Annotated in this window: 9 protein-coding genes; 7 read left to right on the top strand and 2 right to left on the bottom strand. The window is 65.3% G+C overall.

What is annotated here, in order from left to right; all coding sequences use genetic code 11:
• Nucleotides 1-12: 12 nt before the first annotated feature.
• The 4 genes from PSEST_RS14035 (at nt 13) to PSEST_RS14050 (ending at nt 4,270) form a co-directional block, all read left to right on the top strand.
• Entirely contained in the window at nt 13-1,914 is a 1,902-nt protein-coding gene (locus PSEST_RS14035) for an HAD-IIIC family phosphatase (RefSeq protein ID WP_015277637.1), read from the top strand.
• Nucleotides 1,911-2,159, top strand: a complete 249-nt coding sequence (locus PSEST_RS14040) for an acyl carrier protein (protein WP_015277638.1) — start codon at nt 1,911-1,913, stop codon at nt 2,157-2,159. Before PSEST_RS14035 ends, PSEST_RS14040 begins: the two co-directional genes overlap by 4 nt.
• A 3-nt stretch (nt 2,160-2,162) precedes the next feature.
• Nucleotides 2,163-3,209 carry a hypothetical protein gene (locus tag PSEST_RS14045; RefSeq protein ID WP_015277639.1) on the top strand — a complete coding sequence of 349 codons (1,047 nt, stop codon included), beginning with the start codon at nt 2,163-2,165 and terminating at the stop codon, nt 3,207-3,209.
• Nucleotides 3,210-3,286: 77 nt separating this feature from the next.
• Nucleotides 3,287-4,270: a lipid A deacylase LpxR family protein gene (locus tag PSEST_RS14050; RefSeq protein WP_015277640.1), complete on the top strand. Its 984-nt coding sequence runs from the start codon at nt 3,287-3,289 to the stop codon at nt 4,268-4,270.
• Between the two features lie 31 nt (nt 4,271-4,301).
• Here PSEST_RS14050 and PSEST_RS14055 read toward each other — a convergent pair whose 3' ends face one another.
• Complete coding sequence (locus PSEST_RS14055; RefSeq protein WP_015277641.1) at nt 4,302-6,191, bottom strand: sigma-54-dependent Fis family transcriptional regulator; 1,890 nt, start codon at nt 6,189-6,191, stop codon at nt 4,302-4,304.
• Nucleotides 6,192-6,448: 257 nt separating this feature from the next.
• On the opposite strand from PSEST_RS14055, the gene PSEST_RS14060 reads away from it, so the two are divergent.
• The 3 genes from PSEST_RS14060 to PSEST_RS14070 all read left to right on the top strand — a co-directional run bounded on the left by PSEST_RS14060 (nt 6,449) and on the right by PSEST_RS14070 (nt 12,512).
• Complete coding sequence (locus PSEST_RS14060) at nt 6,449-8,329, top strand: NAD(P)/FAD-dependent oxidoreductase (protein WP_015277642.1); 1,881 nt, start codon at nt 6,449-6,451, stop codon at nt 8,327-8,329.
• 253 nt (nt 8,330-8,582) lie between these two features.
• Nucleotides 8,583-10,133 carry a sensor domain-containing diguanylate cyclase gene (locus tag PSEST_RS14065; protein WP_015277643.1) on the top strand — a complete coding sequence of 517 codons (1,551 nt, stop codon included), beginning with the start codon at nt 8,583-8,585 and terminating at the stop codon, nt 10,131-10,133.
• 225 nt (nt 10,134-10,358) lie between these two features.
• The gene (locus PSEST_RS14070; RefSeq protein ID WP_015277644.1) at nt 10,359-12,512 is read left to right on the top strand and encodes a TonB-dependent siderophore receptor; all 2,154 of its coding nucleotides are present in this window, start codon (nt 10,359-10,361) and stop codon (nt 12,510-12,512) included.
• A gap of 179 nt (nt 12,513-12,691) precedes the next feature.
• Here the strand turns inward: PSEST_RS14070 and PSEST_RS14075 are convergent, their stop codons facing one another.
• Nucleotides 12,692-13,237: a TetR/AcrR family transcriptional regulator gene (locus tag PSEST_RS14075; RefSeq protein ID WP_015277645.1), complete on the bottom strand. Its 546-nt coding sequence runs from the start codon at nt 13,235-13,237 to the stop codon at nt 12,692-12,694.
• Between the last annotated feature and the right edge of the window lie 81 nt (nt 13,238-13,318).

Below are 13,318 nucleotides of genomic sequence, written 5' to 3' on the forward strand. Positions count from 1 at the left end.
GGAGTCACAGGCATGGCACAACTCCCCTGGCTGCCGACGCACATGGATCTCTCCGCCGCGATTGGCCAAGCCAAACGTATCGATGACCCGTTGCAACGGCTACACGAAGCCGCCCGGCTGGCCACCTTTCAACGGGATTTCACCCTGACCGCACGGCTGGACAAGCTGGCCGCCACCGGTATCGAACAGCATGCCGCGGCGGCACGACTGACGCCACTGCGGGTGGCACTGCTGTCCTCGCATACGGTCGACCACCTGCTGCCGGCGATTCGAGTGGCCGGGCTGCAGCGGCGCCTGGCGCTGTCGCTGCATGTGGCGCCCTACGGCATGTACCGCCAAGCACTACTGGCCGATGATCCGGAGCTGAACGCCTTCGCCCCGCAACTGGTGCTGCTGGCGCTGGACGCCCATGACGCGCCACTGCAACTGCCCTTGCAGGCCGGCCAGGCGGAGGTGGATGCCGCCGTGGCGGAGCGCGTCGATGAGCTGCGCCTGCTCTGGCGCCGGGCCCGCGAGCGCTATGCCGCGCAGGTCGTGCAGCAAACTCTGGTGCCGGTCGCACCGCCCTTGTTCGGCTCTTACGAAGCACTGGTGCCGGCATCGCCACGGGCAGTTATCGAACGCCTGAACGCCGCGATCCGCGCCGCCGCCCGCGAGGATGGCGTGCTGCTGCTCGACCTGGCCTGGCACGCAGCCGCTTATGGCGACGGCCTGGCCGAACCGGTGCGCTGGCACCAGGCCAAGCAGCTGGTCAGCCCGACCCTGGCACCGCTGTATGGCGAGCATCTAGCGCGGATCGCGGCGGCCACTGCCGGGTTGTCGCGCAAATGTCTGGTGCTCGATCTGGATAACACGCTCTGGGGCGGCGTGATCGGTGATGACGGCATCGACGGTATCCAGCTCGGCCAGGGCAGCGCCAGTGGCGAAGCCTTTCTGGCGCTGCAACGCTACGCTGCCCAGCTGGCGCGCCGCGGGGTGATCCTCGCGGTGTGCAGCAAGAACGACCTGCACGTCGCCGAGGCCGCATTCGCGCACCCGGAAATGGCGCTCGAGCGCAGCGATATCGCGGCTTTCGTCGCCAACTGGGAAGACAAGGCCGGCAACCTGCGGCGCATCGCGAGCATGCTCGATATCGGCCTGGACAGCTTGGTGTTCGTCGACGACAACCCCGCCGAGCGCGACATCGTGCGCCGCGAGCTGCCGCAAGTCGCCGTACCGGAACTACCCGACGATGTCGCCGATTACCCCGCGCGCATCGCCGCGGCGGGCTATTTCGAGGCTGTGTCCTTTACCTCGGACGATGCCGAGCGCGGCCGCAGCTATGCGCTGAATGCCGAACGCAAAGCCGCGCTGAACCAGGCCACGGACATGGACGGCTACCTGCGCGGGCTGCAGATGGTCCTGCGCGTCAGCCGCATCGGCGCCGCCGAGCTGGCGCGCGCCACCCAGCTGATCAACAAGACCAACCAGTTCAACCTGACCACCCGCCGCTATACCGAAGCCGAGGTCGAGCGCATGGCCAGCGATCCGCGAACCATCGCCCTGGCCCCGCGACTCGAGGACAAGTTCGGCGACAACGGCCTGATCAGCGTGGTGCTGGCCCGTCCCGATGACGCACTGCAAGCCGATGAGCTGCTGATCGACAGCTGGCTGATGAGCTGCCGCGTGCTGGGTCGTCAGGTCGAGGCGGCGGTGCTGGAGCTACTGGCCGATGCGGCAGCGGCTGCCGGCTGGGGCGTCCTGGTCGGCGAATACCGCCCCACCGAACGCAATGGCATGGTCGCCGAGCACTATCCGCGGCTGGGTTTCCAACAGCGCCCCGCCCCTGCCCACGCCATCACCGATGCAAGTTTCTGGCGCTACGAGCTGGCCTCGCGCGCTCCCATCCACCACCACATCCAGGTGCAAGCATGAACGAAAAGGAAATTCTCCAGGCGCTGACCCAAGTCTTCCACGACGTGTTCGACGATGACGATATCGTCCTCACGCCCGAAACCACCGCCGACGACATCGATGGCTGGGACAGCCAGACCCATGTCCTGCTGATCGTGGCTGCCGAACAACGCTTCGGCATCAAATTCCGCACCGCCGAACTGGAGTCGCTGAAGAACGTGGGTCACTTCGCCCAGCTTATTCAGACCAAGCTCGGAGGGCGGTAAGCAATGGCCAGATCCGTTGACACCTGTCCGGACGAGGCAGAGCAGCGGCCGGTGCGTGCCGGTTACCTCCTGGGCATGTTCGCCGGCCTTATCGGGATGCTCGGCGGCTTTGCCGCCCTGCTCGCCTGGCTCAATCACACCGACAATCTGCCGCCGCCGGCCTTCTCTAACAGCCTGTGTGTGGACGAAAAGCTGCACTTTCTGCGGCACAACCCCATCGACGACCCGAACCTGCTGGTCATTGGTTCCTCGGTCGCCTGGCGCCACGTCGATGGTGATGTGCTGGTCAAACAGGCGCCGGGCGTGCGGCCGCTCAACGGCGCGTTCTGTGGCCTGCACGCGAACCAATCGACCTATGTCGCCGACTGGCTGCTGGACCGCGAGCCGACCATTCGCCAGGTGGTGATGATCGTCGATCCGCTGGACTTCGCCGGCTGCTGGAAGGCCCCGGATGCGGTGTTCGACCGCGAACACGCCGACCAGTACGTCTACCAGCAGGCTTCACGCTGGGGTTACTACATGCGCTTCTTCTCGCCGCGTTCGCTGTTGCGCAATGCGAAGACGGTCAAGGCGCAACGGGCCAACGAGATCGAATGGGATCCGCTGGTGTTCACCCGCCACGGCGACGGGCCGCTGGAACCCCGCGGTGATCGAGGCCTGTTCTATGGCAAGCCCGACCCGCTGGATAACAGCTGCTTCGCTGCGCTGGGCAAGCTGTCCGACCGCCTGCAGGCGGAGCAACGCCAGCTGCTCGTCGTATCCACACCGCTGCATCCGCAGTGGAAGGCCAAGGTCGACGCCGACGGCAGCTTCCTCGCCCGTTTCGACGAGAAGCTGACGGCTGCAATCGCCGGCGATGGCGGCGCGCAATATTGGAACGCCGATCGCGAATGGGTCGCTCCACCAGCGGCCTTCGTCGACGCCATCCACCTGCGCTGGTCGGCGGTAGAGCGCTTTTCCGAAGCGCTTGCCAAGCAACTGCGTGAGTCAGAACAGGCTAGGCTTGGCGAATCGGTATTGGCCGGTAGCAGCACATTCGGCGCGCCATAGGGTTCAAGCGAACCGCCATGCGAGGTCAAGGTCCGAGAAAGAACATACAAACAAGAACGTAAGCCAGGAGTCTGACCATGCATTCTCGTTCTTTGCTGTGCTCGTGCCTGCTCGCCGCAACCATCGCCGCCCCTGCCGTCGGCCATGCCGACATCCTTTCGCTGAAGGTGGAGAACGACATCATCGCCAGGGGCAGCGATGGTCATTACAGCAATGGGCTGGAGGTGATCTGGGGCTTCGAACCGGACGACCAGAGCTGGACGCGACGCTTCGCCGATCTGCTGCCCGGCTGGTCGGGCGCCGCGATCGATAACGTCGCCTACCGCTTCGGTCATCAGATCTACACGCCGGAGGAAATCGAAACCCGAAATCTGATCGAAGACGACCGCCCTTACGCCGGTCTGCTGTTTGCCGGCATGTCGATGTTCTCCGACACCCAGCACGACGGCTGGCGGGGCGCCCAGAGTCTGCACCTGGACGTCGGCATCGTCGGCCCGGCAGCCGGAGGCAAGCGCCTGCAGCGCGCCGTGCACAAGGTCACCAACAGCGACGAACCGAATGGTTGGGACAACCAGCTGGAAAACGAACCCTTCGTCAACCTGGGCTACCAGCACCGCTGGTGGCTGCAGAAGCGTCTCGCTGGGCTGGAACTGGAATACGGCCCGAGCGTGGGCTTCGCCCTCGGCAATCTCTACCGCTATGGCTCGGCCGGGCTGGGCCTGCGCCTGGGGCAGAACCTGCAACGCAGCTTCAGCATCCCGGCGGTGACGCCGGCGCAGAGCGGCAGCCAGTTCTTCCGACCGGGTGGCGACTTCGCCTGGTACGGCTTCGCCAATCTGGAGGGCCGCTACATGGCGCACAACATGCTGCTGGACGGCAACACCTTCGAGGACAGCCACTCGGTTGACCGCCGCGAGTGGGTCGGCGATGCCAAGGTCGGAGTGGCACTGACCTGGAGCCGCTGGCAGCTGGCATTCGCCAATGTCTGGCGCACCCGCGAATTCCAGGGCCAGCAGGAACACGACCAGTTCGGCTCGATCACCCTATCCACCGCGCTCTGACGCCCTGACGGCGGGCGTTCGCGCCCGCCGTTCAGTTGCGCGAGATGCCGTGCTTGCGCAGCTTGCGGTAGAGCGTGTTGCGACTGATCCCCAGCTCTTCGGCAACCCGACTGACCTGCCAGTGCCGCTCCCGTAACACGCTCAGCAAAGCCTCGCGTTCGGCCGACTGCAGCGGATCGCGCATTGCATCCGCCTCGCCGATCTCGGCCGGCAGCACAGCCAATACCTCATCGACGGCGATGCGCCCCTGCTCGCTCAGCGCCACCAACGTGCGCAGCAGGTTGCGCATCTGCCGCACGTTGCCCGGCCACCGGTAAGCGAGCAATGCCTGCCGCGCGGCCGGGTCGAGGCTGATCGATTCGCCCTGGGCTTCTTCGGCCAGCAGATGGTCGAGCAGTTCCGCCTTGTCGCTGCGCTCGCGCAGCGGCGGCAACGCGACCATCAGCCCGCCGAGGCGGTAATACAGATCTTCACGGAAGGCACCGCCGGCAACCAGCGCGCGCAGGTCATGATGGCTGGCGCTGATCAGGCGGATATTCAGTTCGGCCGGCGCGGCAGCCCCCAACGGGGTCACCTTGCGCTCCTCCAGCACCCGCAGCAAGCGCGTCTGCAGCGCCAGCGGCATGTCGCCGATCTCGTCGAGAAAGAGGATGCCGCCATTGGCCTGCTCCAGCTTGCCGACCATGCCCTCGCGACGCGCGCCGGTGAAGCTGCCGCCGCGATAGCCGAACAGTTCACTTTCGATCAGCGTCTCGGGAATCGCCGCGCAGTTGAGTGCCACGAACGGCCGGCCGGCGCGGCTGCTGGCGCGATGCAACGCACTGGCGAAGGCTTCCTTGCCGGTGCCGGTTTCGCCTTGCAGCAGCACCGGCACGTCCCGCTCGAGCACCTTCAGCGCGCGGCTGAAATCCGTGCGCATCGACGGATCGAGCAGGCACAGACCGCCCACCTGCGCCGCCGCTTCTTTTGGCGGCGCGACCACCACACGCATCTGCGGTCCGCGCAACTGGCAGTACAACCTTTGGCCGTCGTGGGTATGCAGTGGCCAGCAGGTACCGGGCTGCGGCCTGGCGCGCTGCAGCAACTGCTCCAGACGCACATCGAGAATGGTTTCCAGAGGTTGGCCCAATAGCGCTTCGCGGCCACTGGCGAGCAGGTTCAGTGCGGTTTCGTTGATGGTCGTGATGCGCCCGTCGCCATCGAACGCCAGCAAGCCTTCGCTGAGCAGGCCGATGTATTCGGGCTGGGCATGGAAGCGCAGCAGGTAGTCGCCCTCGCAATGCTGCAGAAAGAAACAGCTCTCGATGAGCTTGGCCGACAGATTGGTCAGCGCCATGGTGTGAAAACGCCGCTGGCGCGACAGGTCCTCACGTGCCGACGACACATTGAGCACGGCGAGCAAACCGCCTTCGGCATCGAACACGGGGCTCGCCGAACAGGTCAGTGCTGCGTGCCGGCCACGGAAGTGCTCGTCACGCCGAATCGTCAGCGCCTGGCGCTCCAGCAGGCACAGACCGACGCCATTGGTGCCCTCGGTCGCCTCGTTCCACACGGCACCGAGCCAGAGCCCGGCGCGCTGAAATTCCGCGCGTTCGGCCTGATCCGCCACGCTGTCGATCACCACGCCGCTGGCGTCGGTCAGCAACACCGCGTGGCCGCTGCTGCCCAGCTGCTGGTGCAGGCTGTTCATCTGCCAGTGGGCAACGGCGATAACCCGGTCCAGCCGATCGCGATGTTCATTGAGCCGCGGCCGCTCGATCACGCAGGGCGCGCGCGGGCTGGTGGGGTCGAGCTGATGCTGTTCCAGGCAGCGGCGCCAGGAACGCGCGATGGCGGGATCGGCAGCCGGGCCCTGGCTGGCTGCGGTGCCTTCACCGAAGCTGAGGACCTGATGCGCATGCTGACTCAGACGAGAGGTCATTCTTGTTGTTCTCCGCGATGTTTCGAGGCGGGTTCGCGCCCCAGCATAGGCCAAACGCCGGGCCGCCGCACGCTGTGCCATTACTGGTACAGAGTGTCACCCCGGCCGTGCAGTGATGACACGGCGCCGCCTCGACCGGCCAGTCCAGATACGACTCCAGGCCAGCCACGACGCGGCCCAGCGCTTGCTGGCCCGCCGCTTGCTCTGCTGCAAGCACGGTATCCCCGTGAATAACAACAATGACCAGGAGAACCACCATGCGTCCCAGCAACGACGTCCCCTTCGATCTGAAAACCGATAACGGCAGCGACCCCGGCGGCGACAGCCAGGCCACTGCTACCCGCTCGCCCACCGAACAACTGGCCGCCTGGGTCGAACGCCTCGGCCAGCGCCTGGCCCAACGCGATATCGACGGAGCCCTGGAGCTGTTCGTCGACGACTGCCACTGGCGCGACCTGGTGCTGTTCAGCTGGAACCTGATCACCCTCGAAGGCAAGGCCGACATTCGCGACATGCTGGAAAGCCGCCTGGAAGCCACCCGGCCGGACAACTGGAAGCTCGAAGGCGAAGCAAGCCTGACCGACGGCGTGCTCGAAGGCTGGATCAGCCTGGAAACCGACGTCGCCCGCGGCAAGGGTTATGTGCGTCTGAAGGACGGCCTGTGCTGGACGCTGCTGACCACCATGCGCGAGCTGAAGGGGCACGAGGAACCGCTCGGACGCCGCCGGCCACTGGGCGCCGAACACGGCCACGGCCTGGCCGACAAGCGCAACTGGCTGGAAAAACGCCGCGACGAGGAAGCCGCGCTGGGCATCACGGAACAGCCCTACTGCCTGGTCATCGGCGGCGGCCAGGGCGGCCTCGGCCTCGGCGCACGGCTCAAGCGCCTCGGCGTGCCGACGCTGATCGTCGACAAGGCCGAGCGCCCCGGCGATCAATGGCGCGGACGCTACAAATCGCTGTGCCTGCACGACCCGGTCTGGTACGACCACATGCCCTACCTGCCCTTCCCCGACCATTGGCCGATCTTCACACCCAAGGACCAGATCGGCGACTGGCTGGAGATGTACGCCAAGGTCATGGAGCTGAACTACTGGGCGAAAACCGAATGCGTGAAGGCCAGCTTCGACGAAGCCGAGGGCCGCTGGACGGTCGAGGTGCTGCGCGACGGCAAACCGATGACGCTCAAGCCCGCGCAGCTGATCCTCGCCACCGGCATGTCCGGTGTGCCCAACGTGCCGGTCTATCCGGGTGCGGAAACCTTTGCCGGCCAGCAGCACCATTCCAGCCAGCATCCCGGCGGCGGCGCCTGGCGCGGCAAACGCGCGGTGGTCATCGGTGCCAACAACTCGGCCCACGATATCTGTGCGGACCTGGTGGAGAACGGCGCGGACGTCACCATGGTGCAGCGCTCCAGCACCCATATCGTGCGTTCCGACACGCTGATGGACGTGGTGTTCGGCCCGCTCTATTCCGAGGATGCCGTCGAAAGCGGGCTGACCACCGAAAAGGCCGACATGCTGTTCGCTTCGATCCCCTACAAGGTGCTGCCGCAGTTCCATCGCCAGGCCTTCGAGCAGGTCAAGGAGCGCGACAAGGCCTTCTACGATCGCCTGGCTGCAGCGGGATTCATGCTCGACTTCGGCGATGACGAATCCGGCCTGTTCCTCAAGTATGTGCGCCGCGGATCGGGCTACTACATCGACGTCGGCGCCTGCGAGCTGATTGCCAACGGCACCATCAAGCTGAAAAGCGGGCCGGGCCTCGGCGTCGATCACATCGAGGCGGACGCCGTGGTACTCAACGATGGCAGCCGCCTGCCGGCCGACCTGATCGTCTACGCCACCGGCTACGGCTCGATGAACGGCTGGGCGGCGCGGCTGATCTCCCAGGAGGTCGCGGACAAGGTCGGGCGCTGCTGGGGGCTCGGTTCCGGCACCACCAAGGACCCGGGCCCGTACGAAGGCGAACTGCGCAACATGTGGAAGCCCACCCAGCAGCAGAACCTGTGGTTCCACGGTGGCAACCTGCACCAGTCGCGGCACTATTCGTTGTACCTGGCACTGCAACTGAAGGCGCGCTTCGAGGGGCTGGATACCTCGGTCTACAAGCTTGCGCCGAGCTATCACCGGGGCTGACACCTCACCTTGAACAACAGGCCCGCAATTGCGGGCCTGTTTCGTGTAGCCAAGCACCATCCCGCATGGCACGCCGGGGGCTGGCACCCGGCATGCCATGCCCGGCGCCAGGCTGCGTCCCACTCTGCCGTGAACCGTCGCGCATGGCGGCATGGTGCCTGTATCATTGCCAGCCTGTGGCTTCGGCGCATGCGAAGTCTGACCACGAACTCCATTGGCCCACGCCAAGCACCGATTGGAGACTGGAAGCTTCATGTCCCGGCTGGATCTACAGAAACTCACGCTGTTGCTGGCACTGGTCGCCGGCCTGCTGACCTTCGGCAACAGCTTTTTTGCAGGCTACAGCTCGCAGCGCGACCAGCTGTTCGAACAGACGCTTGAAGCGAACCGCTCCTACGCCCGCAAGCTCGCCGACACCACTGACCAGTTCTTCCTCAACAGCCGCCGTGAGCTCGCCTACGCCGCCCAGACCCTGTCGACCCGCTTCGACGACCCGGCCGCACGGGACAACGAGACCGAGCGGCTCAAGCTCAAGAGCGATCAGTTCAGCAGGGCGATCATCGTCAGCGCGGCCGGTGAGATCGTTTCCACCTCGCCGGAAAGTACCGACCTGCTCGGTCTCAAGGTCAACAGCATCGGTGCCAACCGCGCGCTGAAGGAGCGCATACCGCTGACCAGCGATCCCTACGCCGCCACCGACGGCACCTACCTGATCGCGGTGACCCACCCCATCTTCGCCGCCGACGGCCGTTACCTCGGCTTTATCAGCGCCTCGCTGTTCCTGCGCGAGCGCAATGCCCTGCACGGCCTGCTCGGCGTGCACTACTACCGCGACGGTTCCTACCTGTATGTGGTCGACACCCAGGGCAGGCTGATCTTCCACGAGGACGGCAAGCGCGTCGGCCAGAACGTATCGAGCAATCCGGTGGTCCAGCAGGTGCTGTCCGGCAGGGAAGGCAGCCAGCGCGTCATCAATACCCTTGGCGTGGACATGCTCGCCGGCTTCGCACCCATGCAGAGCACCGGCTGGGGCATCGTTGCTCAGCGTCCCACCGCGGCGATCACGGCGAAGCTCGAACAGCTGGCGCGGACCACGCTGCTCAATGCGGTGCCATTCACGCTGATATCGCTCGCGGTGTTCTGGTGGCTCTCCCGGCTGATCTCCCGGCCCATTCGCGCCCTGGCCGACACCGCCGAGCACTGGGGCGCACCGGAAGCGGCCAGTCGCATTTCGAAGGTCAACTCCTGGTATTTCGAAGTCTCGCGATTGAAGGTCGCGATGCTTGCCGGCGTGTCCCTGCTGCAGCAGAAGATGGGCGCGCTGGAGGCGGCGTCCATGACCGACCCGCTGACCGGCCTGCGCAACCGCCGCGGCCTCGAACTGGCGCTCAAGCAGTTCGACCTGCTCGATCAGCGCTACGCGGCGGTAACGCTAGACATTGATCACTTCAAGCAGGTCAACGACCAGCACGGCCATGACGTCGGTGATGCGGTGCTGCGTTTCCTCGCCGAGATCATGAAGGAATGCTCGCGCCCCACCGACGTGCTCTGCCGCATGGGTGGCGAAGAGTTCCTCATGCTGCTGCCTGAAACCGGCGCCAGCGGCGCCAGCATCGCCGCCGAAAGGCTGCTCGCCCGCCTGCGGCAGACGCCGAGCCCGACCGGCACGCCAATTACGGCCTCCATCGGCATCGCCTGCAGCGACCGCTACCCCTCTCCCGACGCGACGTTCAAGGCGGCAGACGAGGCGCTGTATCAGGCGAAGCGGGCCGGTCGCGACCGCGTCGTCTTCGCCTCCAGCTGAACACCGCAGCCGCCAGATCTGCAGCCGGAACTGCTCGGCGGTCAGGCTCCAGGGCTCAGGCTCTGAAGGGGCTCCCGCTCCGCCGCACGCTCGATTGGCCTGCTCCGGCCAAGCGCCGTCGGCAGCTGGCGCCGCGCACAGAAGTTGCGATTATCTTCTATTTGATAATAGTTTTCGTTGAGATTAGGATGCCCGCCCTCGCTCCCTTCCCTCAAGGATTACTCGATGCGGCGCCTTCTCCTCCCGATGCTCGCGGTTCCCGTCCTCACCTGCCCCGCCATGGCTTCGGCCAACGACGAACCGCCCGCAGAACCGCTGGCACTGGAGGAGATGCAGGTCACCGCCTCGGCCGAGCGCGCCGACGGCCCGGTGCAGGGTTATCGTGCGACCCGCGCAGCCAGCGCGACGCGCACCGACACCGCGATCCACGAGACCCCGCAATCGATCAGCGTTGTGCCGGCGCAGGTGGTCGAAGACATCGGCGCAACGCGCCTTGAAGACGCGCTCGATTACGCCGGTGGCGTGGAGCGCGGCAACAACTTCGGCGGTCAGGGCCTGACCGAATTCCTCGTGCGCGGCTTCAGCACCCAGGAGTTCTACCGCAACGGCTTCGCGGTGAACCGCGGCTATCCCAACATGCCCGACGCCAACACCCTGGAGCGCATCGAAGTGCTGCGCGGCCCGGCCTCGATGCTCTACGGACGCGGCGATCCGGGCGGCACCTTCAACATCGTCAGCAAGCAGCCGCAGGCGGAGCGGCGCACGGTGCTCGGCAGCCAGGTGAACACCGACGGCCTGCGTCGCGGCACCCTGGACACCACCGGCGCACTGGACGAGAGCGCCGCCTTTACCTATCGCCTCAACCTGGTTGCCGAAGGCAGCGACAGCTTCCGCGACCACGTCGAAAGCGAGCGCTACAACATCGCGCCAGTGCTGCGCTGGCAGCTCAGCGATGACACCGCGCTGATCCTCGAGGGCGATTATCTGCACAACCGTCACCCCATGGATCGCGGCCTACCGCGTTACCACAACCAGGCCGGCAACCTGCCGCGCGATCGCTTCCTCGGGGAAGAAAGCGCCGGCAAGCTGACCAACCAGAACGCCACCACGCAACTGCGCCTGGAGCACCAGCTGGACAGCCAGTGGATGCTGCGCGGCGGCATCCAGTACCTTGACGGCAGCCTGGACGGCGGCGCGGTGGAGAACAATGGCCTCCCAACCACCGCTGTCTCCGCCGATGGTCGCACCGTAGGCCGTAACTACAGCGAGCGCTGGCTGAACTGGAATGACCTGGCAGTGCAGGCCAACCTGGAAGGTCACTTCGACGCCGCGGGATTGGCGCACACGCTGCTGCTCGGGGTTGAGTTCGATGAATACAACTACGATTCGCTGATCCGGCGCTCCGGCGGCTCGACCACCGACTTCCCCATCGATCTTTACGATCCGGTCTACGGCCAGCCGCTGCCGGCACTGACCCGAACCACCACCTACGACGACGAGAACCTGAAGTCCTACGCGTTCTTCCTGCAGGACCAGATCGCCCTCACCGAGCGCCTGAAGGCCCAGATCGGTGCCCGTCTTGAGCGCTTCGAGCAGACCTATGTAGACAAGCGGCCCGGTGAGAAAGACTGGGATCAAGCGCACAACGCCGTATCTCCTCGTTTCGGGCTGATCTACGACCTAACTGAAGCGCTGGCCGTCTATGCCAACACCTCACGCTCGTTCAAACCCAACCCAGGTGCCGACCGTAGCAGTCAGGCGTTCGATCCCGAAAAAGGCGTCGCCCACGAAATCGGTATCAAGTACGACCTGCCGGAGCGCGACCTCAGCGTTACCGCGGCGCTGTTCCACATCACCAAGGAAAACGTGCTTACCGATGACCCCGCCAACACAGGCGCTCAATCCTTCAAGGTCGCCGCCGGCGAAGCGCGCAGCCGCGGCTTCGACATCAGCGTGGCGGGCAACATCACCCCGCAATGGCGCGTGATCGGCGGCTACGCCTACGTCGATGCCGAAGTCACCGAAAGCACCAGCCCATCGATGCCGGTCGGCACACGCCTGGCCAACGTGCCACGCCACAGCTTCAACCTGCTGGACACCTATGAATTCGACGAAGGCCCGTTGGCCGGGCTCGGCGTCGGCATGGGCGTCAAGTACGTCGGCGAGCGCAAGGGCAGCACCTCCAACAGCGCGTTCGACATGGGCGCCTACACCACCGTCGATCTGCTCGCCTACTACCCGCTGACCGAGCGGGTTCGCCTGAACCTGAACCTCAACAACCTGTTCGACGAAGAGTACGAAGAGCGCGCCTGGGGCAACATCTGGGCCTACCCAGGCGAACCTCGTACGCTGCAGGCGGGTATCTCAGTCACTCTGTAACGAAAACGGGGCGCAGCCCGTGCGGCTGCGCCCCGGTCATGTGCCGATTCCGGCATCCAATCTCTCACATCGCAGGCAGCCCACTTGCTGGGCAGTGCCAACTTGCCGCCGATACCCGCCCCCAAAGCGCCACGCGCTTTCTTCCGTGTTGTCGGAATCGCCAGCTGCCGACCAGCCTGTCAGCTGTCCGGGCGAACCAACGCGGCAATGTCACTCATGACATCCGCCCATTCCCCTTCATCGATGTCCATCAAGCGAAAAAAGCGCAGGGTGAAAATTCCCTCGGTAGCGAAGAACGCCAGCCGAGCGCGACGCCCTTCCTCGGTTGAAGTGTCGAGTCCGGCGAGACGCTCCTGATACCAGGCCTGGGTCGATAGCAGATGCTCGGGCGTTTGCAGCAAAGCGGCCATCAGACTTGCCGCCTTGGCGTGGGACGCGGTATCCGAGGTACGAGTCGCCTCCACATGGGCACGCACCGCGGTCAGCGGATCGGGCTGGTCGCCGGCGATGCGCTGGAACTGCTCCGTATAACCCTTACCCCAACGCTCGAACATGGCGTTGATCAGGTCATCCTTGCTGCCGAAGCTGTACTGCACCCCACCCTTGGTAATGCCGGCGGCCTTGGCCACCGCATCGATCGTCAGCGCTGCAGCGCCCTGTCGATTGACGATCCCTTCGGCCACGTCCAGCAGCGCATCGCGATCGATCGTTCTCTTCCTTCCCATAAGCGCCCCTTTCAATTAAATACGTATGTATTTATATTTTGCCGCAACGTTCATATTCAGCCAACAGCGATGCACATCCAG

The sequence above is a fragment of the Stutzerimonas stutzeri RCH2 genome (genome assembly GCF_000327065.1).
Lineage (GTDB): Bacteria > Pseudomonadota > Gammaproteobacteria > Pseudomonadales > Pseudomonadaceae > Stutzerimonas > Stutzerimonas stutzeri_AE.

Bases quoted from the DNA above. Each gene is read 5' to 3' on its own strand.
- PSEST_RS14035 (WP_015277637.1), top strand. From the start codon at position 13: ATGGCACAACTCCCCTGGCTGCCGACGCACATGGATCTCTCCGCCGCG.
- PSEST_RS14040 (WP_015277638.1), top strand. From the start codon at position 1,911: ATGAACGAAAAGGAAATTCTCCAGGCGCTGACCCAAGTCTTCCACGAC.
- PSEST_RS14045 (WP_015277639.1), top strand. From the start codon at position 2,163: ATGGCCAGATCCGTTGACACCTGTCCGGACGAGGCAGAGCAGCGGCCG.
- PSEST_RS14050 (WP_015277640.1), top strand. From the start codon at position 3,287: ATGCATTCTCGTTCTTTGCTGTGCTCGTGCCTGCTCGCCGCAACCATC.
- PSEST_RS14055 (WP_015277641.1), bottom strand. From the start codon at position 6,191: ATGACCTCTCGTCTGAGTCAGCATGCGCATCAGGTCCTCAGCTTCGGT.
- PSEST_RS14060 (WP_015277642.1), top strand. From the start codon at position 6,449: ATGCGTCCCAGCAACGACGTCCCCTTCGATCTGAAAACCGATAACGGC.
- PSEST_RS14065 (WP_015277643.1), top strand. From the start codon at position 8,583: ATGTCCCGGCTGGATCTACAGAAACTCACGCTGTTGCTGGCACTGGTC.
- PSEST_RS14070 (WP_015277644.1), top strand. From the start codon at position 10,359: ATGCGGCGCCTTCTCCTCCCGATGCTCGCGGTTCCCGTCCTCACCTGC.
- PSEST_RS14075 (WP_015277645.1), bottom strand. From the start codon at position 13,237: ATGGGAAGGAAGAGAACGATCGATCGCGATGCGCTGCTGGACGTGGCC.